Raw genomic sequence first — 21,968 nt, 5'->3', positions numbered from 1 at the left:
TGCCCTTTCTGCATGCTCTATTACCTACTTGCTTGTGTGTAGCACACTTTCTGGCACAAATATTGCTTTCTCTAATATTTACAACCCTGTGTGTGCTATATACTCTTGCTATATGGAATACATAGGTTAGCTGAAGCGCTATATAAGACACGCATCAATGGCTGCCTATACTCAAAACGCTCATTAAACCCCTGTTTCGATGGCGAAACATAGATGCTGTACTCATTAGATCTGTAGACAATCAATGTTTTAGTTCCAAAAAGGATTGGCTTTCAATGCAGAAAACCGGTATGGATGCCACGCCCACGCGGCGCTTCTCGCGTTGGCGCACCCTCCTGGGTCTGGCCTTCGCGCTCCTCTTGCTTGGCCTGGGAACACGGGCAACTCTGGCCGCTCAAGCCGCCAGTTCTTCCGCGCCCGATGGTCCAGGCGCGCTCTCCTACTTTGACCAGGCGCGCAAAGACTGCCTGGGAACCGCTCGCAATACGACCTCTAAGGTCTGGTTTACGCTCGCCAATGGCGTATTGAGCGATGTCTATTATCCAACCATCGACAATACCAATGTTAAGACGCTGCAATATGTCGTGACCGATGGCAGCAGCTTCACGGACTTGCAAACACGCGATATGACCTACAGCGTGCAAGCACTCAATGGGCCTGAGCTGGCCTGTCGCGTGACGACGACCGCCAAAAGCGGCAAGTATCGCCTCGTGACCGATTATCTGACCGATCCCAACGCCAATACAGTGGTGATGCGCCTACGCTTCCAGCCTCTGACCGGAAAGCTCTCCGACTACAAGCTCTATCTGCGCTACGACGCCACAATCAATGGCAATGGTGGGGGCGGCTCCGCCAACGGTGGAGGTGATTCCAGCACTATCGATACCTCGACGGGACATCAGGTTCCCATCGCCTTCGATACCAATACAAAGTCCAATGCCGCCAACCGCGACTATGCCGTGCCGGTCTATAGCGCGTTGGACGCCTCACAACCCTTCCTCCAGGCGACCAGCGGTTTTGTGGATGGACAGAGCGATGGATTGACGCAGTTGGACAAGTCGCACAGTCTGACCGCGCTCTATACGGATGCCAACAACGGCAACCTCGTTCAGACCGTGCAGGCCGATCTCTCACATAGCAGTAACTTGACCTTTACCCTGGGCTTCGGGCAGACCCAGGCCGACGCAGTCAAGACTGCTGAGAGTTCACTGAAGCGCGACTTTGATAAAATGCTGGCTCAATATACCCTGCAATGGGTGCAGTACGACGCCCAACTAAAGCTTCGAGCAATCAAACAACCACACCTCTCCGCTGACCAATATAAACAGTTGCTTGAAGAGTATTATCTGAATGCGAATGTGATCAAAGCCTCGGAGGATAAGACCTACCCTGGCGCGGTGGTGGCCAGCCTGGCCTCTCCCTGGGGACAGGCCGTCTCGGCAGGTGATCCTAATAACAGCTACTTTGGCTCTTATCGCGAGGTCTTCGCGCGCGACCTCTATGAGGCCTGGACCGGCTTCTATGTGGATGGAGACCTGGCGACGGCGCGCGCGATGGTCAACTATCTCTTTGACCGCCAGCAGCAGGCTGATGGCTCGATGCCACGCAATAGCCTGCTCAACGGCAAGACCGCGCCTGACTCCTTCGGAACCCAGCTCGATGAGGCCAGCTACCCCATTCTGATGGCCTATCAGCTCAACATGACCGACGCCACGCTCTATACTCAACATATCAAGCCTGCCGCCAATTTTGTGATCAGTCACGGTCCAAGCTTTGGGGTGGAGCGCTGGGAGGAGCAGGGCGGCTACTCACCCTCGACGATTGCCGCCGAGATAGCGGGCCTGGTCGCGGCCTCGGATATCGCGACGAAAAATGGCGATACACAGAGTGCCAAAATCTGGTTGGGCGTGGCCGATGACTGGCAGCGCTCCATCAAGAAGTGGACTGTGACGACCAATGGCTCGCTTTCGAGTCAACCCTACTTTATCCGTCTCTCCAAGACCGGTGATCCCAATGCCAGCATCAGCTATAACCTGGGCAATGGCGGCCTCACGCAGGATCAGCGGACCGTTATCGACGCAGGCTTCCTGGAACTGGTTCGCCTGGGCTTGCTTCCCGCTAGCGATAGCGATATCCAGAACTCTTTGAACGTTGTTGACAAGACCATCAAGGTTGATACCAGTAGCGGCAGCGGTTGGTATCGCTACAATGGTGATGGCTATGGCGACGGCTCTAAGGATGGTCATCCCTGGGCGCCCAGCGGACAGGGTAATGGACACCTCTGGCCGCTGCTGACCGAGGAGCGCGGCGAGTACGATGTATCAAGCGGCAACTACGATAGCGCCGCGACCCTGCTGGACACGCTGCGCAAGTTTGGCTCTGGCGTGGGCCTGATCCCTGAGCAGGACTGGGAGCAGCCCAACTTGGCGGCCTCGCCCTACGGGACCGATCCCACAACAGCCTCCATCGGCTTCCAGAACGGGAAGCCCGCTGGTTCGGCAGCTCCCCTGACCTGGGCCTCGGCCTCCTATGTGCGCCTCTTCAACAATCTGGCCGCGCAAAAAGAGCTTGAGCGACCCAGCAACACCTACGAGCGTTACGTTATCAATCACACTAGCCAGACCTCACTCACGGTGACCGCGCCGCAGAATCTCTCGTCGGTCAATGGCTCACCCATCACGGTCAACGGTACGACCGCACCCGGCAACACAGTCTATGTCGCCGCGACCAATACTGATCAGCAGAGCGCGACCACAACCTATAGCACAACCGCGGGCGCGGATGGCTCCTTCTCACTGCAAGTTACGGTCACAGGTGGAACTACAGTGCTCAACACCGTTGCCGTCAGCCCGGACGGCGCGACCGCGCATGATACGCGTAGCATCGTGTACGACTTCACGCCCGGCAAACTTCTCTTTGAGACAACTGACCCGAGTAACGACGATAACGGTCCGGGCAACTATGCCTATCCGACCGCCAGCGACTTTCATCCCGGCGCCTATGATATGCAGGACTTCCGCGTCTACGATGATGGCACCAACATCATCTTCAAGGTGCAGGTCCGCGATCTGACGCCGACCTTTGGCAGCCCACTGGGCGCGCAGCTCATCGACGTCTACGTACACGAGCCTGGAGCCAGCCAGACCTCAACCTCGGCGGCCTATCCGCAGCGTAACTATAGCATCGATCCAGGTGCGTCCTGGAGCCAGCTCTTAGAGGTCCAGGGCTTTGGTCAACGCTACGTCGACACTAGCGGGACGATGCTGGGCACGATCAACATCAGTGCCAATGCCATCTCACGCTACATCACCTTCAGCGTTCCCAAGGCAACGCTGGGCCAGCCCGGCTCCGGCTGGGGCTTCACGGTCACCCTGACCGGGCAGGACGGCTACAGCCCTGACCAGGCGCGCAGCTTCGCCTCGACGCCCCAGCCCTACAACTTTGGCGTCTGCGCGACGGTGGGCAGTGATCCCCACTGCACAGTCGATCCCGCCACAGTGCCCAAGGTTATGGATGTGCTCACACCCAGCAACGTGCAGCAGTCCAGTGAGCTTGACTACACGAAGGGCCCGGTCATCCTCCAGGACGTGGTCATACCCTAAGACTATTCCTGATTCCTCCACCCTCATGTGGACCCTGAAGCGAAGATGCTTCAGGGTCTTTTTTCTATCCCTCACACTTCCTACTTCCTGCGTAGTGGGACGTATATATGTTGTACGATAGAGGAAAAAGAGTTAGATAGAGGGATGTTCATGCTGGAAAAGGAACGCTTTATCGCTTTCCTGGAGCGGCCAAGTGATCTGAAAGAGATGCAGGCGGGCCAGGAGGTGTTCGCGAGGCAAGAGGTGCACTATTTTATTCGTTCGATACAAGATGTTGACGAGGCGTTGCGCGAGCTAGCTCCGTTGCTGACCAACGTGGATGGCTTTCACGCGGGGGCGCTGGCTCTGCTGTGTGGCTCGCTGGTAGAGCGGGGCGGCGACGTTGCGCTCCCAATTGAGGTGGCCCTGGAGCTTACGCTACGCCAGTTGCAGCAGGCACTGAGCTATAGGAAAGTCTGTCGTGATTTGAGCGCTGAGGAGCTCTTCCTGCACTTTCCAGAAGCCACACGGGCGCACTATGCACTGAACTTTACGCTCCTGGCGGCGATGACGATGCTCTCACGCGATAAGCAGAAGCGCAAAGAGTGGCAGCAACGCCAGGATATACGTGAGCTTGTAAATGATGTCTGGCTACTGTGCGAGGAACAGCGTGAGCGCTATGATCCGCTGGTCTACATCAAAGAGTTGCTGAATCTGCTGGATGATAAAGAGCTGCTCGTTCTCGATCCGCTGGATAAGCGTGGCTTCCTGGTGCGTTTGGAGGGTGTGCAGGACCGCATGTATCACTGCTATGCCTTGTTGCAGTATACGCTTCTAGAACATGTGGGGCCTGGCTACCTTAACGCAAAGCCCGTTGATCCCGAGGCCGTGCGCTACGCGCAGAATCGCGACCTGGCGCCTGAGGATCATCAGCGAGCAGAGGAGCTAAGCGATGAGCAGCGCTTAGCTTTCTATTATCCTGGCGCGCTACAGCAGGATGAAGAGGGCTATGAACTCAACGCCTTTGCCTTCTTCCCCGGCTCCGCCAGCTTCTATGAAATTCCCCGCTTTGATGGTATGCCAGTCATCCTGATTGGCGAGAAGACTACGACCTTCACCTGGCGGCCCAATAATATGTATCCTGTGCTGCATGACGCATTGAAGTCTCGCATCAGGATTATGCGTGAGCTGCCTCTGGAAGAGGTTGAGACCATGCTCCAGCGTATTGTGGAGCACAACACACACTCTTAGTGTATATTGTTGTTTGCAAAACAATACTTGTACTGTACAGGAATTTTCATAGAATTGTCATTCTGAACGTAGAGAAGAAGCTCTCACATTCGAGAGAGCTTCTTCTCTACGTTCAGAGATCCTTCGCCGCATTCAGGATGGCCTTTAGGCCTGCTCCATCGTGGGCAATTAGGCAAATGATCCTGTTTTTACTTCTCCCGCACGTTTGAATGTAGCAATAATCACTCCACTTGGTGAAGATTGAGATTCAACCAATGTATAGGAAGCGGGGATAGCCCCTTGATCAAACAAGCGTTTTCCCGTACCGAGTGTCACAGGAAAGATTTTGAGCCAGAATTCATCGATCAAATCATGCTTCAATAACGTCTGAATGAGATTGCCACTCCCGTGTACTTGTAAGTCAGGACCATCTTGTTGTTTGAGTTTCTTTATTTCATCCACAATATTGCCATTTAAAAAGACCGACTTACTCCACTCATGTGTTGTAAGTGTATTCGAAGCAACATACTTTGTTGCTTTGTTGATGCCAGCTCCTTCACCCTCATGATGTGGCCAATAGGATGCAAATATCTGAAATGTTTTTCTCCCCAATAAGAGATCAAATGGCCTACTCATTTGCTCTTCCATGATCTTGCCAAGGGAATCATCAAAGTACGGAACTGTCCATCCACCATAAGTAAAGTTCCCACTGGGATCTTCTGTTGGCCCACCAGGTCCCTGCATAACCCCATCGAGCGTTATGAAAGAGAGGACGATAATTTTTCTCATCAAAAGCACTCCTTATCGTGGTATTTTTTAACTCACTGTCTCTTTCTTTTTAAGAGGAAGAATAGCGGTTTCTCATATGATGTTCTCTCGAAACGAGTCAGCCTGTTTTCGAGACAAGACACAAGAGCAGGTGATACAAAAACCTTGACGTCATCAGTAACGCAGAAGCCTTTTCATGAACCAGTCTATCAAGCATTTAAGCCCACAACTTCAGGAATAGAGCAGAGAGAGCAAGAAACCTGCATCTATCTTTCTATCACACATCGTGTAGTGAATCCTCGCCACTGTGTGGCTCGCAAGAATAAAGAAGTGCCAGCGATGTGCGGGCTGATCGCCCGCACATCGCTGGCACTTCTGACTCAGTTATGAGTGGGAGGATGGCTTTCGTTATCAATCACACCTTGAGCCTGGGCGGATTTGAAGGTAGCGGCGAGCAGGCCGTTGAAGGGTTCGGGTAGCGGCTCGTCAAATTTAGGGAGGCGCTTGCCATCGTTCAGGAGCAGTTTGCGCAGGGCTTCGAGGAAGCGCGAGATGGGTTCTAATTCCTCGGCTTCTGGCACGTCGAGCAGGTCGTATTGCATTAATTGCAGGCGGAAGGCCAGGCGGCGCAGGCGCTCCTTACGGTGCTCATCCACACGAGTCAGGGCGCGTACAGTGTCGCGTGCAGCCTGCTCAACCATGAGATCGAGGGGCGCGAAGCCGGGCATCTCCCAGATGGGCAACTTTGAGATGGCCCCAATCCTGTCAATAAGCCTGTCAAAGGGCGGCAGGGCGAGGGCACGCGCTTCTTCGACTGTGCTTCCCCGACTCAAGGCGGCGAGGCTCTTTATGAGCGCAAGCGTTACCTGTAGCTGCTCCTCAGCACCCTCGCCCTGTACGGGATGCTCCTGAGCCTGCTTTGAGATAGCTTTCCCTTGCTGATCCAGCGCGCTTGCCCACTGCTCACGCTCCTTGGAACTGGCTTTCTGGGAGAAACGAAGCATAAGCGCGATGGTACCCGCGTTATATTCGAGCCAGTCGTTGAAGCCGCCATCGGCATCTTTCTCGGTTGGCTCTTCCTCCAGTACAGGTTCGCCGCGCACCTCCTGCCCAACGCAGTGCACAAGCCAGGACCAGCGTACAGGCGAGACCTGCTCTGCCAGCAAGGGCTTCAGCAGCTCAGGCAGTGAGGCCGCTGCGGCCTCCAGGGCGGCATCGACTGTTCCATCGGGGAGTTCCTGGCGAATGCCTGAGAGTGCACTTACTGCATCCTCACGCTGCTCGCTCGCAAGCTTGAGCCAGCGCTCCAGGGCGGCATTCCAGATTAGGTAGTCGACGGCGGCGCGCTGGGCCTTGTGTCCGTAGTACCAGCGGGAGAGGCGGAAGAGAATGATAGCAACGCCTCGGGCATCACCCAATGCCATGTTCTGCTGAAGCATCTCCTCCAGGGCCATAAGTTCCTTGCGCGCATGCCGTTCCTCTTCTTGCTCAGGAGTAAGAGGCACCGCGCCCGGCTTCTCCAGGGGTGCGGGTATGGGTTCACGACCAAGCGTGGCGAGGCGCTCATAGACATCGCGCGAGGCTGGCGGCATATAGCCTACGGCCTGGGCTGCGATCTCAAGCGCCTCCTCGCTCTCTTTTTCCTTAAGGTCGGAGGCACGCGCAATTTCGACGGCGCTCAAGGCATTCAGGGCCGCGGCACGATAGCGGCCCACGTCCAGGTTAATGAGCGCCGAACGCGTCAGGGACGAGACGGCAAGTTGCGGGTTCTTCAAGGCATGTCCCAGGTGGCCCTCAACCTCTAAGAGCCGGGCGAGTTGAGGAGTAGAGCCACGATACTTGAGGTTTCCGCGTACGTTATCGAGCAGCGAGGCAGCCTCCTGAGCCTGGCCCTGAGCAACCTTGGCACGCGCCAGCCCTAATACTGCGTTCATAAAATCGGGCATGCTCTCGCGCTTGCGAGCTATATCCATGACCTCGCGATAGTAGCGCTCCGCCTCTTTCCACTTCTCCAGCGCCTCGTACTTATTGCCAAAGGAGGTGACTAGCTCTGGATAGCGCCCCTCTGTGATATTGGCCTCGCAGAGCTTCAGCCATAGCTCGGCCTCTGGCACGCGCCCGGCATCTGCCGCGGCCTGGGCGATATGCAGACGCGCACAGGTCGCGCAGGAATGACGCTTTGGAAGTTGAGCCAGAATATGCTGCGAGTTCTCGACAATCTCCTCATAGTAGCCAGCGGCATCCATCTCGACATAGCATTCAACGATATCATGATAGGCACAGATCCGCTGTGGGACATCGCGCACACGCTCATCGGTCGCCAGCGTCAGCAGATCCACGGCCTCGGGCAAGGCCTTTTTGATATTGTTCTGGTGCAGCCAGAGCTGGAGCCGCCAGTGGCGTAAGTGAAGCTGCCAACACAGGTCACCCGTTGAGCGCGCTATGTCGAGGGCCTGATTGATCGCCAGGTTGGCGGAATCGCCATCGCTCTTATACTGCTGCCAGAACTCATAGTAGTAGCGGATCATAGTCTTCTTTGGACCATCCTCCGCCGCGAAACGCTCTTCGTCTGCATGCGTCCAGGCCCAGATATCGGTGGGATCGTTAGCCATCTGAATTATCCTTCTCCGAGTCGTAGGTTTCAGGTTGTTTGCTTAGCTCTTCGCGGATGGTCTCCAGCATCAGAGGCGAGATACGGGTGCGCTCCGCCAAGCTAGGCACATCAGCTGCAAGCAAGTCTTCAATAGTTTCGCAGGCGGCACAGAGGCGCCCGGCGGCCTCGGGATGCAGGCCCAGTTTAGTGAGCAAGGAGGAGCTCAAGGGCACGCCAGCATTTGAGGCGGTGAGGTCGAGACCCGCCAGCTGCGAGAGCGCCCCGTTGATCTGCTCAAAACAGGTGATGGCATCGTGAGCGGAGAGGCCCTGGCCAGCAAACATACGCGCATTGGCAACCAGGATACGCACCAGAGGTTGAAACTGGGGATGTTCCACTCCCAGGTCACGCACACGCCGCAGGAGCGGGTTGCATACATTGAGATGGAGCACACCCTTGAGTACGGCATCGTCGACCTGCTGGCGCTTTAAATAGCCACGCACCAGCGAGCGAATGGGGCCAACAAAGCGTCCCTGGTCCATATTCTGCTGGGCGCGGCGCAGGCGCTCGGCTCCGGGAGGATAGAGCAGGATCATCGGCAAGTGCTCAGGCTCATAAGCCAGAAGTTTGACCGGGAGACCTTCGGCACGACAGGAGGCTACCAGGGCCTTCCACTGCTGCTCAGGATCTTCTACAGGGGTAAAGAGATAGCTGGCGGCGGGCGTCAGCTCCTCGACTGGGACGCCATAGACCTGGCCATAGGTCTTCAAGAAGGCCACGTCGGCGAACCAGCGGGCGTCCACTACGGCCAGGCGGCGGGCCTCAAAGAGGGCCAGGGCTTGCGTGACCCCATCGTCGTCCTCATAGTAGAAGATGCGCCCCGGATTCTCGCGCAGATATTCGGGAATGGTCAGCGTACCCCGGCTGGTTTTAAAGGTCACCAACTCCGATACATAGTGAAAGAGCGCTGCCGAGCGCACGGCCCAGCCCTTGATCAGGTCATTATGGGCCTGCACAATGGCTGACCAATCGAAGGGCGCGTTCTCGGCCAGGTAGGAGAAATGCTCCAGCAGCAACTTCTCCAGCGCCTCGCGGAGCGCGGTATAGGTCTCGTCATGGCGCAGCGACTCACGGCTGGCGGTTGGATTGAGCACGGGACAATCGATCACACCGCTGACAAAGCGAGCCCAGGCGGGCAAGAGATCACGCTCCTGCTCGGTAATGAGCATATGGCGCACATAGATGGTCACATCTCCGTATTCCTGAAGCGAGATAACCGAGCGCGGCGGCACATAGAGCACGCCATGCAGCGGAATGCTTCGCCCATCGGAGGGAGTAATAGTTGTCAGTGGAAGTACTGTCAGAGGGCGTGAGCCAGTCCGCTCCTCCACCCAGGCGCTATAGAGCGCGGTACGGCCTAGCCCCTCCTCAAGCTCCTCGGCCCAGGGCGCGGAATGCAGGTTGATGGGTTCGAGATCGTCTCCAAGCATGATAGGGATAGGCAGGAACTGCGCATAGCCACCTATCACCTCGCGCAAGACGCTCGTGTCCAGCAGGAAGAGGGCGTCTTCGCGCAGGTCGAGCCGGACGGTGGTACCAATGGCGTCGCGCGTCGCGGCACGCAGGGCATAGCTCTGTCCACCATCCGAAATCCAGCGCCAGGCCTCCTCAGGCGACTGATAGCTGCGCGTCGTGATCTCGATGCGTGAAGAGATCATAAAGGCGGAGAGCAGACCCAGGCCAAACATACCAATCAACTCCAGGGCCTCCTCACGCTGGGCACTCCCCAGGCGCTCACGCAACTCACGCGTATAGCCCCGGCCTACAGTTGCCAGAAAGGTATTGATCTCGCTATGCGTCAGGCCCGAGCCATTATCCTCTATCAAAAGCTGGTGCGAAACGTGATCGATACGCACAGTAATCTTTGGCGCGTATTCACCAGAACTTTCAGCAAGCCAGGCAAGTGGATTTCTACAGGATGGATCTCAAAATCTTCAGCCATAACTACAGCTCACAACCCAACAAATACCATTAAATATACCAATGCAGTTTTACAGTATACAAGCAAATGGTTGTGCTGACAAGCAAAAAATCTCCTCTTGACAGATTGGTGACCTTGTCGTAAAATAATGACTATGAAGTCATAAAATATGAGCTGGTCAGAAACCATCTTTGTGGTCAGACTATTACTCACGCGTCTGAATAGCCGAGAAGACATAGTGAAACCTGGATAGACCTATGCAAACACCTACACCACATCTCACATTAAAAGAAAAACAACGTCAGGAGCGTGAGAACCTGATATTACAGACCGCAGAGGAGGTCCTGGAGGAGAAGGGTTACTACGAGACTTCTATGGACGAGATCGCTACACGCGTCGGTATCGCCAAGGGTACGATCTATACGCACTTCCCAAGTAAGGAAGAGCTGGTCGCTACCATTTTCGCACGTGATATGCAGAAGTTTTTGCAAGGCTTTGATGCTATCCTAGAGGCAGAGCTGACACCGCGCGCCAGACTAGAGAACATCATGTCCTATCTGCATGAGGGTCTCTATGGTCGGCGCGCCAAACTGCTTTCCTCGACCTACACCGGCGTCGATCTGAAGCGCCTGGTAAACGAGAAGAGAGGCTCAATTCGCGAAATGTGGGAGTGCCTGATCTCGAAAGTGAGTAAGCTGCTGGATGAAGGAAAGGCCGTGGGCGAGTTTCGCACGGATGTCTCGACGCGCGTCATGCTCTTTATGATGCTTAGTCTCTTCTCACCGCGCGCCCATGATCACGTCTTGCTGGAACATGATCTAACGCCAGACGAGCTACTACAACAATTAAAAACACTCTGCTTTTATGGTATGACACAAAATCAGCCAGAATAACTATAGAATAGATATGAGGATATGTATGGAAACAATAACTCATGACAAGATGCAGTCCCCAGCCTCGTCCCCTGTACAAGATGTAGAGCAACCTCGCTTCACCCGCCGCGAAACGCTCCTCACTATGGCTGGCGTGCTGCTTGTAATGCTGCTGGCCTCTCTGGACCAGACGATTGTCGCGACGGCGATGCCGCGCATCATCTCAGAGTTACAGGGCTTTGATCGCTATACCTGGGTAACGACTGCCTACCTGCTAGCCTCCACGGTCATGGTGCCAATTTATGGCAAGCTCTCGGACCAGTTCGGTCGTAAACCTATCTTTCTGATTGGTATTGTGCTCTTCCTGACTGGCTCGGTCATGTGTGGCGCCGCGCAGTCAATGAACCAGTTGATCGCCTTCCGCGCCTTCCAGGGCCTGGGGGCGGCGGCCCTCATGCCTATCGCTATCGCCGTCGTGGGTGATCTGTTCTCACCACGCGAGCGCGGCAAGTGGCAGGGCGTGACTGGTGGCGTCTTTGGTCTCTCCTCCATTCTCGGGCCAACGGTCGGCGGCTGGATTACGGATAACTCGACCTGGCGCTGGGTCTTTTATGTCAATCTGCCTATTGGCATCATTGCCCTGCTGGTACTGATCTTCCTGATGCCTACTCTAAGATCCAAGAGTAAGGATACACGCATCGATTATATTGGTGCGGCGCTCCTGATGGCGGGCACCATTCCCCTGATGCTGGGTCTGACCTGGGCCGGGCAGGAATACGACTGGCTCTCCTGGCAGATCCTGGGGCTCTTCGCTGTGGCTCTCGTCTTCATGACGCTCTTCTTCGTCTATGAACATACGCTTGAGAAGCGCGACGCACAGCCTATCATCGAGCCAAGCATGTTCAAGAGCAGCGTCTTTTCGGTCTCGGTAGCGATCACTATGATCACCAATATCGCGATGTTTGGCTGCATCCTCTTCCTGCCGCTCTATGCGCAGGGCGTGCTGGGCATCAGCGCCACTAATAGCGGTCTCCTGCTCGCGCCACTGATGCTCTCACTGATCCTTGCCAGCGTCATTTCGGGTCAGCTCGTATCGCGCTTTGGTCGCTACAAATGGATCGCCTTCGTGGGCATGATCGTTACCGTTGGCGGTATGCTCCTGTTGCTGCGCCTAGGCGTCAACTCCACACAGGCAGATTTGATCATTGCCATGATCGTGCTTGGCCTCGGCCTTGGCTTCGGCATGTCACTATATACGCTGATCGTGCAAAACTCGGTCTCAGCCAAAAAGATTGGCCAGGCCACCTCGTCGCTGACCTTCTTCCGCCAGATTGGTGGCTCGGTTGCCAGCGCGGCCCTCGGCTCGGTCTTGCTCAATACCTATAAGCCGGCCTTCCATAATGCGCTATCAACCGATGTGAAGAGCTTCTTCGACATGATTGGTGGTCACGCTCCCGGCGGCCTGGGTGATCAGCTTCTCTCTAGCTTTGATAACCCTAACATTCTGCTCTCGACCGATGCTCAGACGAAGACAGAGGCGTTCTTCGCCAAATTTGGCCCTGCGGGCAAGACTGTGTACGGCGAGATCCTGGGCGCCGTCAAAGATGGCTTAGCGCTGGGTATCCATAACCTCTTCCTGATCTCGCTCGGGCTTACCATCGTTGGCTTCGTTCTACTGTTCTTCCTCAAAGAAGTGCCGCTACGCGGTAGCAGCCAGGGCCAGGCCACGCAAGAGGCCGTTGCGGGCAGCGAAGAGATCGCAAATCCGGTCCTGATGCATTAGGTCCGATAGATGCGCTAAGTGCACTAAAATCCATCCTCCAGTAGACATCCATTGGGGGGGTGATAACCAGCAAGAGAGCTCCGACAGAGTCGTCGGGGCTCTCTTGCTATGTTGATGTGACTAATCCCCCAAACGTACGTATATCTTAGTGTACCCAGACTGAACAGTTACTACCTGGTACATTCCCAGGCATACTATGCTCTTATTCCGAAACCCAACGTCACTCGCGTGCCTAGCGCTTCGCGCTCAGGTTTTCGGAGAAGTAGTATATAGATGGAAAAGGAAAAGTGAGTATGAGCGATAGCAAAACCTTTGGTTTCTTACGTACCTGTATGGATAAGCGCTTCGTGGCCGCCACGCGGGCTGCCTTTGAGCGCGCAAGCGGACTTAGCTCCAACGACTACTGGCATGAATCCTATGCCGGTGGCTCGGCCGTGCCTGCGGCCAATAACGTGGGCGAGGAGTATGCCGCGGAACATGGTGCAGCCATCTTTGGCTGGCAGGCACATATTAACAACTGCGGCGGACAGCCAGGTGTGAGCGATCAAGAAATTGAGCAGCGCCTGGACAGCGTCATTCAGGAGAAAGTGCAGAAATACCCACAGGCCAGGCATTTTCGTATCGTCGCCTCTGAGTCTGGTATTGACATTCGCGAGGTATCTCAATGAGCAACCAGGAATCTATGTATCAGCCGCCGGAGCAATCCTCTGGCGGCCAACAGATCTACAATAATGATCCCTATGAGCAACCTCAGGCTTCATACGAGGCCTACCCTCGCTATAACAGGCCTGCCTCTGAGCAGGCCAATCCAGAGGGATCAGGTCAGGAGCGCGCCTACCAGGAGGGCTATAACGGAGCCTCCACTTATAATGAATACGCACAGGAGACAGGACAGCAGGCGGGGCAGCAGGCATTTCCCTTCATCCGGGCGCGCAACCTTTCAGCCGGGCAAATCGTCTTGCTTATCATTGGCCTGGCAATATTGTCCAGCATCGTGCAAGGTCTGTTTTCGGGTGCCTTTGGCTCAATCTTCGGCCTTATAGGTATTATCGCTATTGCTTTTGCTATTGCCAAATTTGGCTTCGACCGGGCTACCCCATTGCATCCACAACAGTTTGCCGTCTCCGGACAAGCCACGCTCCATATTAATAACCCAGCGGGACCTATTCGTATTCAGCGCGGCGAGGGAGATAAAGTCGTGGTCCAGGCTGTCAAGCATATCAGCAGCGTGCTTGGCAAAAATGAAGACCTGGTACTTGATTGCCAGCAAGAGGGAGACAACATTAGTATTGTCAGCCGCAATATTGCTACACAGGGCATTAAATCGGGACACATGGACCTGAATATCTTTGTCCCCGAACACTGCCAGGTACATCTAGATAGCCAGGCCGGAGCCATCCATATACAGGGTATTCAAGGTTATGCCAGGGCCAAAACAAGTGCTGGCTCCATTCACATTTCTCAATCTATACTTGAGACAGGCAGTGACCTGCACAGTAACGCAGGCACGATTCATCTTGAGGGGGTCAAGCTTGCAGGGAACACAAATGTCGATACCAACGCGGGGACGATCCACTTCGATGGCGAGTTAGGTGGAGCGTACGACTACCGCCTGCACACCAACGCAGGCACGGTTCATGTCACCCTTCCCTCGACAAGCGCCTTCGCCCTGAAGGCAAAGACCAATATGGGAACGGTAGATAACGATTTCGGCAGCGAAATCGTTGGGAATGCACCCCTGGCGCGCCTCAACCTGAGTACCAATGTCGGCACAATTAAAGTTCAGCGCCGGTAGCAGTCCATGCTGGTATGGACCCTAGAGGAAGGGGTGTGGTGGAAAGACAGGCTTAGCCCTGTCTTTCCACCACACCCCCTCCTCTTTCATGTGTAACACTTGCTACAAATCAAAACATGTTACATAATAGATAGAGAGAAGTCCCCTGGCTTCTCGTTGTTACCCGGAAAAATTGGTTGATTTTATCGCAGAGCAAGCAAAGACTCGGAGCTTATCGAGGAGGATTTGACTCATGCAATGGGCCATCACTATCGCAGCCTTTCTGGCGTCAGCGGTTGAATTTGTTGAGGCCTTCACTATTGTTCTTGTCGTCGGTGTCACCATCAACTGGCGTAGCGCCATCGTAGGCACGCTGGCAGCGGTGGCAGCCCTGGCCGTTATCGTAGCCATCTTTGGCGTCACCCTGGTTCAGTATGTTCCACTCGACGCACTACGCCTGGCGGTCGGCTGTATTCTTATACTCTTTGGTTTGAAGTGGCTCAAAAAAGCCTTGCTGCGCTATAGCGGGCTGAAGGCGCTTCATGACGAGGAGGCTATCTTTGAGGAGACTATGGCTGAGCTAAAGGCGAGTGGACAGGCCATTACACAGCGCTTACAGCCTACTGCTGTCGCCCTGGCCTTCAAGTCGGTCTTCCTGGAGGGCCTTGAGGTGGCCTTTATCGTCATTACCTTCGGTAGTAACGCCGTCACTCAACAAGGGATCGGGGGCATCGCCTCAGCTACGATTGGAGCTCTCGCGGCGGGTCTGCTGGTCATCCTTGCTGGTGTGTTAATCAAGGCTCCGTTGACCAAGGTACCTGAGAACACACTGAAATTTGTGGTTGGCATCATGTTAACGACCTTCGGCACCTTCTGGACCGCCGAGGGCTTTGGCTTTGCCTGGCCGTTCGCGGACGCCTTCTTGATCATACTGGCCGCGCTCTACCTGTTGGCCTCGCTGGCAATCATCTTCTGGCTCAAGAGTGTACGCCAGCGCCAACTGGCCGCGCCCGCCAATGTCGCTCGCTCATAGTCTTCTCTCATTACGTGGAGGCAAAGCAATATGATTGTACTCAGGCCTATTCTCAATGCTATCAAAGCAGTATATAATTTTATCGTTGGCGATATGATTATCCTTGTGGGAATCTTGATCGCCTTCATCCTCCTCGCGCTCATCTACACAGTAAGTGTGTTAGCCGCGCTGCGACCATTTAGCGGCTTCATACTCATCATAGCCGCGCTGGTCGTGCTCATCGCTACCCTGAGCCGCGAGGCGTATAGCCGCCATCGTTAAAGGTTAAAGTTTTAGTGTGGAAACGGTGGCGGTGGGCATGGCCCGCCGCCACCGTTTGCTTATCCCAAAGGTGAAAAAGTGGATTCTCATCAATATATTCTGCTCATCTACCAGGTACCAAGCCAACCTTCGGCGGCGCGCGTCGGCATCTGGCGCGAGCTAAAACGCACTGGCGCGCTCTACCTACAACAGAGCGTCTGTATCCTTCCCCATACTGAGCCGCTGCTCGCGACACTGGAGAAGGTCTGCGAGCGTGTCTCGGAACTGGGAGGGAGCTATCACCTGTTCCCATTAAATAATTTACCCGAAGAAGAGGAGCAGAAGATCATTGATGGCTTTCTGGCTCAAAGCAACCTGCAATACGACGAGATCATCGAGAACTGCCAGGTAAATTTTACGAAAGAGATCGAGTTCGAGACTTTTCGCCAGAACTTTACCTATGCCGAGGCCGAAGAGATTCGCCAGGAACTCGACAAAATTCGGCGCTGGTATGAGCGCACCGTTGAGCGCGACTGGTTTGGAGCCGCCAGGCGTGATGAGGCCTTACAGAGTATTGAACAATGTGAGAAATTGCTGGAGGAGTTTGAGGAAAAGGTCTTTCTCAAGCAGGAAGCTGACGAGTCACATGGTGTACCTCCTGAGGAGAAGAAGCGCCTGCACCCTCGTCGCCTTGAGCGCCGCTCGGATACGCATCGCTAAACGTTGTGGCCTGGCTCTCCCACGACCACAACGTCCACAACACTTGATTTATGCCAAAGGGTGATGAATAGCCAGCAAGGCAACCACCAGTATGAGCAGGACCGCCGCAGGAGCGGTACCAGAGATCGCGTCCTTTAGGCGAACATGCGTCAGGACCGCACCCAACATGATACAGACCAGAAGCGCCGCGCCCAATGTAGCCAGAACCGGCACCCAGATGCCCACAATCAAACCCAGGGCAGCCACAATTTCAAGCGCCCCGGTCAGGACCATGAACCAGAGGGATAGTGATAGTGGTTCTGAAAGTTCTCCACCATCTGCTTATTACGTGTTACCTTCGAGAAACCAGCCGCGAGAAATGCCAGCCCCAATAATACCTGCAAGACAAGCGCAACCCAGTACATAAATATTCGCCCTTCTTTATGGACCCTCAGGCCCGACTATATCCATTTGTCAACACCTGTTGACTTAGTAAGTCAACTATAAACTATCTCATCCTATTTTGTCAACGCCTGTTGACTATGTTATGATTGATAATGAAAATAGAGGGACTGAGTAGTTGCTAGAGGTACATGCGGGTCCAGGAAGATGAGGAGTCGAGATGAGTTTACGAGATACCGCTAAAAACACTTTTCGTCGTTGTCGGCGCGAGCGTGACGCGGGCGCGACACGCCAGGCCATCTTAGAGGCGGCGCGTACGCTCTTTGCGCACGATAGCTATGAGCGCGTCACCATTCGCGACATCGCCTCTAAAGCCGGTATCGATCCCGCGCTGGTCATTCGCTACTTCGGTTCAAAAGAAGATCTCTTCCTGGCGACATTGGATAAAGGCGATGGCTGTAGTGGGCTTCCCGGTGGAGACGGAATGAGCCTGGGTCATAACCTGATTCACCACTATATATCACATTGGAGCAAGCAGGACGCCAGCGATCCGCTCCTCATTATGATCCGCTCCGCGTCGAGCAACGATAGTTCTGACATGCTCCGCAAGGCTCTAAACGAGCAATTCCTGCAACCTATCGCAGAGCAGGTTGGCGGACCCGATGGGTGCCTGCGCGCCGAGCTGGCTCTATCTCAGCTTATTGGCGTCAATATTATGCGCAGTTTGCTGCATACCGAGGCCCTGAGCACAATTCCTGACGAGCAACTCATCAAGATTGTTGGCTCCGTCTGCCAGCACTATCTTAGTGGTGATCTTGAGGAGAAGAATCCATCGCGCACACCCCACTATTCACCCGAGCTGCACGGCCTTTGACGGCTATTGTCATAGAGCAAGGGATGTGGTGGCTTGGCTCCGCCAAGCCACCACATCCCTTGCTCTATGACAGTACTATTTAGCATCCTCATTGATAAAAATAAATGTTCAGGCATATAATAGAGTGCAAATGTAAGTAAAGCGCAAGGCGATCAGAGCCAACCGCTTTCTGCAAAAATATATAGTATCATCTATTGCGAGGAATTGATAAGAATGGATTTCACAGGAGAACAGCGGATTCCAACTCCGCGTGCTACCGTCTTTAACGCGCTCCTTAACCCTGAAGTACTCAAGAAGAGTATCCCTAATTGCCAGAGTGCAGAGTATGTCGATCTCCCCAATGGACGCTATCTTAAACTGAATATCACGCTCAATTTTGCGATTCTTAATGGTTCATATGATGTCTTCCTGCAGACCACAGACATCGTAGAGCCTTCCCACCTCGTCTATGTCGCCGAGCCTCGGAGCTCTCTGGGCAGTGTTAGCGCTCACTGCTCCGTCGACCTGGCCGAAGAGGGTACGACCACCCTGCTTAGCTACAAAGCGACTGCCAGCCTCTCGGGCAAGGTCGCCGCTGTTCCCGAACTCATCGTCAAGCCCGCCGTTAAAGGCATGCTCGACCAGTTCTTCAAGAACTTCGACAAACAGGTGAACGCGTAAGAAATATGAGCGTGGATTGCGGGCGAATGCCCCTAATCCACGCCCATATCTTTACTCACATCTTGCAACGACCAATCCTACTCTCTTGCATCGTAGTATATCCTCTGCTACACTTAATCATGCCTGAGCCGCCAATGAATTGTTGTGCTTTTAAGTGAAAAGGGGTTGTCATGCTTCAGCCAGAGGAGAGATCGGAGTCGTTTTTCCTGGATACCCGCTATGCCATTGATGCCTCAAATCCCGTCCAGACCGTAGTCACAAATGGGCTGGCATACATGCAAGAGGCGATACCACGTTTCACAGAAGACCTGCACAGACTCACGCTCATTGATTCCCCTTCCGAGCATAAAGAGGGTCTGGATACGATGGCGGACCAGCTCGCGGTTCTCCTCCAGCGCATTGAGATGCAAACAACCATTGTAGAACATGCACGCGGCAATGCGCTCATCGGCACCCTTGTGGGAGATAATCCTCACGCTCCCACCTGTCTCCTCCTTGGCCACCACGATACCGTCCACCCGGTAGGTTCCGCCCAGACACACACACAGCTTGATAAAGATAAATTCTATGGTCCGGGGACCGTTGATATGAAGGCCGGACTGCTCCAGGGGATCTATGCCCTGGAGATCCTCAAGCAACATGACTACAGGAATTTTAAGAAGCTGATCTTCTTATCTGTGCCCGACGAGGAGATCTCGAATCGCTACCAGGCCAGCCTCGTACGGCAGATTGCACGCGATGAGAAACCCTATGTGCTTGGGCTGGAAGGCGCAAGCGCTATTGGGACCGTGGTGACCAGGCGCAAGGGATGCGCGCATTATCGCCTCACCGCCGAGGGCAGAGCGGCGCACGCGGGTAGTAGCCCTGAGAAGGGTCGAAATGCAGTTCTAGAACTGGCTCACCAGATTGTCCAGGCCCAAAGCTTCATGGGCTGGCGTCCAGGCTTTACCATTAACGCGGGTCCTATTCAAGGAGGATCACGCGCCAATATTGTGTCCGACTTTGCCCAGATCATGTTTGATATCCGCTTCCTGCGCCTTGAAGACCGCTTCGACGCCGAGGCACGCTGGCGTGAATTATTACGCAATCAGCTTGTGCCAGACGTCCAATTAACATTGACCAGCGAGCCTGACTCTATGGTTCCTATGGCTGCAACGGAAGTAAGCCTGGGCATGGCTGAGAAAATACGGTTTATCACGGAAAACATTCTGCATACACGCTTTGCCCCTGAGACGCGTGGCGGTGCCTCGGACTGCTGTAAGACGGCGGACGAAGGGTGCCCAAGCATTGATGGGTTGGGCGCGATTGGCTCGGGTGCTCATACTGCCACAGAGTATGTTAAACTTCCTCCCATTCCTAAACGTGTGGCACTGCTGGCGGGTCTAATCGTCGCCATTACTAGCGAAAACAGTTAGCTGGAGGGCAGGCCATTAACACTGGTCAGGTGCAAGCATTTTGTGTCATACTAATAAATAGCAAGCAATGATAGAAGAGGAAAATGTGAGTACACCATCATTCGATGCGGATCAAACGCCAACCTGGTCTTCATCGTCAACCATGATTGAAGCTACAGGCGTACCTCAGCTTGATACAGTGTTAGGGGGAGGATTACCCAAAGGCTCGCTCGCGATTATCCTTGGCTCACCCGGCAGCGGCAAAACCACCCTGGCAAGTCAGATTGCGTTCGCCGCCGCCAAGCGCGGGCAGAAGGCGCTACTTTTAACGGCACTTTCGGAGCCAACAACGAAGTTGCTCGGTCATCTCCAATCATATAGCTTCTTTGCCCCCGAGCTTGTAGGTAATGAGGTACAGATCTTTAGCATACAGCAGTTCCTGACACAGAGCAAACCACCGGCAGCGCAGGATATCGTGGCTGCTGTCCGGCAGACGCGTGCTAACCTGGTGGTTCTGGACGGCTTTCAGGCAATTCGTGCTCTGGAGCCAGACTTTATTACGAGCCGCCAGTTGTTGTATGACCTGGGTGCACGCCTGAGCCTGCTCGGAACGACAACGATCATCACGACAGAAGCTGATCCGCGTGATCCAACCCTCTTCCCCGAGATGACCACCGGCGATTTGCTTATTGGCCTCTATTTCACCCTTAACGGGACGCGCGCCTTCCGCAGCCTGGAAATACTCAAAGTACGTGGCCGCGCACCAATGCTGGGTCGGCATAGTATGGTGCTAAGTGAGGATGGAGTGCAGGTTTATCCTCGCCTTGAGGCCTGCAGCCATCAGCTTACTCGTTCCGACACGAAAAGCGTGGAACACAAAAAGGAACGCGTCACCTTTGGGCTTCTCGAACTGGATACGCTCCTGGGAGGCGGCCTGACTCGCCAGACCAGTACGCTCCTGGCTGGCAGCCTGGGGACAGGCAAGACACTCCTCGCGCTCCAATTCGCGCTTTCAGGCATCCCAAAAGGTGAGAACGCCTTATTTCTCACTTTCCGCGAGACACGTGAACAGCTTCTGCTCAAAGCGGAGTCTTTTCAGCTCGGTGAACAACTTCGAGCAGCCCTGGCTCCTGGTGGCGGCCTGACATTGCAGCGCTGGGAACCTGTTGAAGTTGATCCTGACCAGGTTGCGACAACCATGCTCAACATACTCAGTGAGAACAACATACGACGCGTCGTCATTGACAGCATCGCCGAACTCGAACGTGCCGTGATAGAAAGTAGTGGCAAGGATCGCGTCTCCAACTACCTGGCAGCGCTGCTGGCGATGTTAAGATCCAGAGACATTACCTTACTCGCACTCAAAGAGTCCCCCAAGGCTGTCTCAACCGACGTGGATTTCTCCGCAGACGCACTTTCTATCCTGGCGGAAAACGTTATCCTGGTACAGCACCTGGCGGTCAACAACCGCCTGCATCGTGTCATCTCTGTGCTCAAGATGCGCTTTTCGGCTCATGATCATAATTTGCGCGAATTTATCATCACCTCGCCTGAAGGCGTTCGTGTCCTGACTCCTCAGGAGAGCGGCCTGGACACGCTAGCGGGTCTCACCAGGGAGGCAAGTGGACATTCTGGCTACCTTTCGCCAATCTACCAGGCCCCCCCCTCAGAGAGGGGGAGTGTATGACGTTACAGGGCCGTGCTCATCTCGCAACCGATACATCACCCATTCTCATTGTCGATGATGAGGTGGCTATTGCTGAGACACTAGCCGAGTTTGTTACAGAACTAGGGTATACACCTGTGCTAGCCTACAATGGGCAGGAGGCGCTCTCGCTGGCCATTGAACGCTGGCCACTACTCATCATTACAGATTATATGATGCCAGTCCTCAATGGGGGTGACTTTGTCAAAGCCCTCCAGGAAGAGGCCTCTGATAGGAGGCAGGCTCTGCCTCCTATCATTATGCTCAGTGCCGTGAGCACAGCTCGCGCTATCAAAGGCATTCACGTTGAAGCCATCCTCGCCAAGCCCTTTGATCTGGATGAGCTAGAAGACCTTATTCAACGCCTTCTCAAATAGGG

19 protein-coding genes are annotated in these 21,968 nt (G+C 54.5%); 14 read left to right on the top strand and 5 right to left on the bottom strand.

Annotated features, from left to right (window positions below; genetic code table 11):
* The first annotated feature begins 275 nt into the window (after positions 1 to 275).
* Both JMJ16_RS41580 and JMJ16_RS41575 read left to right on the top strand, forming a co-directional pair.
* Positions 276 to 3,602 (top strand): glucodextranase DOMON-like domain-containing protein, encoded by a 3,327-nt coding sequence (locus tag JMJ16_RS41580; RefSeq protein WP_201391135.1) that lies wholly within the window; start codon positions 276 to 278, stop codon positions 3,600 to 3,602.
* A gap of 150 nt (positions 3,603 to 3,752) precedes the next feature.
* Positions 3,753 to 4,832: a hypothetical protein gene (locus tag JMJ16_RS41575; RefSeq protein WP_201391133.1), complete on the top strand. Its 1,080-nt coding sequence runs from the start codon at positions 3,753 to 3,755 to the stop codon at positions 4,830 to 4,832.
* Between the two features lie 168 nt (positions 4,833 to 5,000).
* Here JMJ16_RS41575 and JMJ16_RS41570 read toward each other — a convergent pair whose 3' ends face one another.
* From JMJ16_RS41570 to JMJ16_RS41560, 3 genes are all read right to left on the bottom strand, one after another.
* Positions 5,001 to 5,600 (bottom strand): dihydrofolate reductase family protein, encoded by a 600-nt coding sequence (locus tag JMJ16_RS41570; protein WP_201391131.1) that lies wholly within the window; start codon positions 5,598 to 5,600, stop codon positions 5,001 to 5,003.
* 359 nt (positions 5,601 to 5,959) lie between these two features.
* A complete protein-coding gene (locus tag JMJ16_RS41565; RefSeq protein ID WP_201391129.1) occupies positions 5,960 to 8,191 on the bottom strand; it encodes a hypothetical protein in 2,232 nt (743 codons plus the stop codon).
* Positions 8,184 to 10,088 (bottom strand): hypothetical protein, encoded by a 1,905-nt coding sequence (locus tag JMJ16_RS41560; protein WP_201391128.1) that lies wholly within the window; start codon positions 10,086 to 10,088, stop codon positions 8,184 to 8,186. Before JMJ16_RS41560 ends, JMJ16_RS41565 begins: the two co-directional genes overlap by 8 nt.
* Positions 10,089 to 10,410: 322 nt before the next feature.
* Between JMJ16_RS41560 and JMJ16_RS41555 the strand changes: the two genes are divergently transcribed.
* The 7 genes from JMJ16_RS41555 to JMJ16_RS41525 all read left to right on the top strand — a co-directional run bounded on the left by JMJ16_RS41555 (position 10,411) and on the right by JMJ16_RS41525 (position 16,575).
* Complete coding sequence (locus JMJ16_RS41555) at positions 10,411 to 11,046, top strand: TetR/AcrR family transcriptional regulator (protein WP_201391127.1); 636 nt, start codon at positions 10,411 to 10,413, stop codon at positions 11,044 to 11,046.
* Positions 11,047 to 11,071: 25 nt separating this feature from the next.
* Complete coding sequence (locus tag JMJ16_RS41550; RefSeq protein WP_201391126.1) at positions 11,072 to 12,808, top strand: MDR family MFS transporter; 1,737 nt, start codon at positions 11,072 to 11,074, stop codon at positions 12,806 to 12,808.
* Positions 12,809 to 13,101: 293 nt separating this feature from the next.
* Positions 13,102 to 13,476: a hypothetical protein gene (locus tag JMJ16_RS41545; RefSeq protein ID WP_201391125.1), complete on the top strand. Its 375-nt coding sequence runs from the start codon at positions 13,102 to 13,104 to the stop codon at positions 13,474 to 13,476.
* On the top strand, positions 13,473 to 14,603 hold the full coding sequence (locus JMJ16_RS41540) for a DUF4097 family beta strand repeat-containing protein (RefSeq protein WP_201391123.1): 1,131 nt from the start codon (positions 13,473 to 13,475) through the stop codon (positions 14,601 to 14,603). Before JMJ16_RS41545 ends, JMJ16_RS41540 begins: the two co-directional genes overlap by 4 nt.
* A 232-nt stretch (positions 14,604 to 14,835) precedes the next feature.
* Positions 14,836 to 15,615 carry a COG4280 domain-containing protein gene (locus JMJ16_RS41535; RefSeq protein WP_201391121.1) on the top strand — a complete coding sequence of 260 codons (780 nt, stop codon included), beginning with the start codon at positions 14,836 to 14,838 and terminating at the stop codon, positions 15,613 to 15,615.
* Positions 15,616 to 15,645: 30 nt separating this feature from the next.
* Positions 15,646 to 15,876 carry a hypothetical protein gene (locus JMJ16_RS41530; RefSeq protein ID WP_201391119.1) on the top strand — a complete coding sequence of 77 codons (231 nt, stop codon included), beginning with the start codon at positions 15,646 to 15,648 and terminating at the stop codon, positions 15,874 to 15,876.
* 78 nt (positions 15,877 to 15,954) lie between these two features.
* On the top strand, positions 15,955 to 16,575 hold the full coding sequence (locus JMJ16_RS41525) for a Chromate resistance protein ChrB (protein WP_201391117.1): 621 nt from the start codon (positions 15,955 to 15,957) through the stop codon (positions 16,573 to 16,575).
* A gap of 48 nt (positions 16,576 to 16,623) precedes the next feature.
* Here JMJ16_RS41525 and JMJ16_RS55035 read toward each other — a convergent pair whose 3' ends face one another.
* Together JMJ16_RS55035 and JMJ16_RS55030 are read right to left on the bottom strand one after the other, a co-directional pair.
* The gene (locus JMJ16_RS55035) at positions 16,624 to 16,821 is read right to left on the bottom strand and encodes a DoxX family protein (RefSeq protein WP_236601923.1); all 198 of its coding nucleotides are present in this window, start codon (positions 16,819 to 16,821) and stop codon (positions 16,624 to 16,626) included.
* A 17-nt stretch (positions 16,822 to 16,838) separates the two neighbouring features.
* The gene (locus JMJ16_RS55030) at positions 16,839 to 16,979 is read right to left on the bottom strand and encodes a DoxX family protein (protein ID WP_236601922.1); all 141 of its coding nucleotides are present in this window, start codon (positions 16,977 to 16,979) and stop codon (positions 16,839 to 16,841) included.
* Positions 16,980 to 17,176: 197 nt separating this feature from the next.
* Between JMJ16_RS55030 and JMJ16_RS41515 the strand changes: the two genes are divergently transcribed.
* The 5 genes from JMJ16_RS41515 to JMJ16_RS41495 all read left to right on the top strand — a co-directional run bounded on the left by JMJ16_RS41515 (position 17,177) and on the right by JMJ16_RS41495 (position 21,966).
* A complete protein-coding gene (locus JMJ16_RS41515; protein WP_201391115.1) occupies positions 17,177 to 17,830 on the top strand; it encodes a TetR/AcrR family transcriptional regulator in 654 nt (217 codons plus the stop codon).
* A gap of 213 nt (positions 17,831 to 18,043) precedes the next feature.
* On the top strand, positions 18,044 to 18,490 hold the full coding sequence (locus JMJ16_RS41510) for a CoxG family protein (RefSeq protein ID WP_201391113.1): 447 nt from the start codon (positions 18,044 to 18,046) through the stop codon (positions 18,488 to 18,490).
* A gap of 170 nt (positions 18,491 to 18,660) precedes the next feature.
* Positions 18,661 to 19,905, top strand: a complete 1,245-nt coding sequence (locus JMJ16_RS41505) for a M20/M25/M40 family metallo-hydrolase (RefSeq protein WP_201391112.1) — start codon at positions 18,661 to 18,663, stop codon at positions 19,903 to 19,905.
* Between the two features lie 85 nt (positions 19,906 to 19,990).
* On the top strand, positions 19,991 to 21,571 hold the full coding sequence (locus JMJ16_RS41500) for an ATPase domain-containing protein (RefSeq protein ID WP_201391110.1): 1,581 nt from the start codon (positions 19,991 to 19,993) through the stop codon (positions 21,569 to 21,571).
* Positions 21,568 to 21,966, top strand: coding sequence for a response regulator (locus JMJ16_RS41495; RefSeq protein ID WP_201391108.1), 399 nt, complete (start codon positions 21,568 to 21,570; stop codon positions 21,964 to 21,966). The genes JMJ16_RS41500 and JMJ16_RS41495 overlap by 4 nt, the downstream gene beginning before the upstream one ends.
* The last annotated feature ends 2 nt before the right edge of the window (positions 21,967 to 21,968 follow it).

This window comes from Ktedonobacter sp. SOSP1-52 (assembly GCF_016587395.1).
Note: the sequence above shows the minus strand (reverse complement) of the source record. Positions and strands in the feature narration are given on the sequence as shown.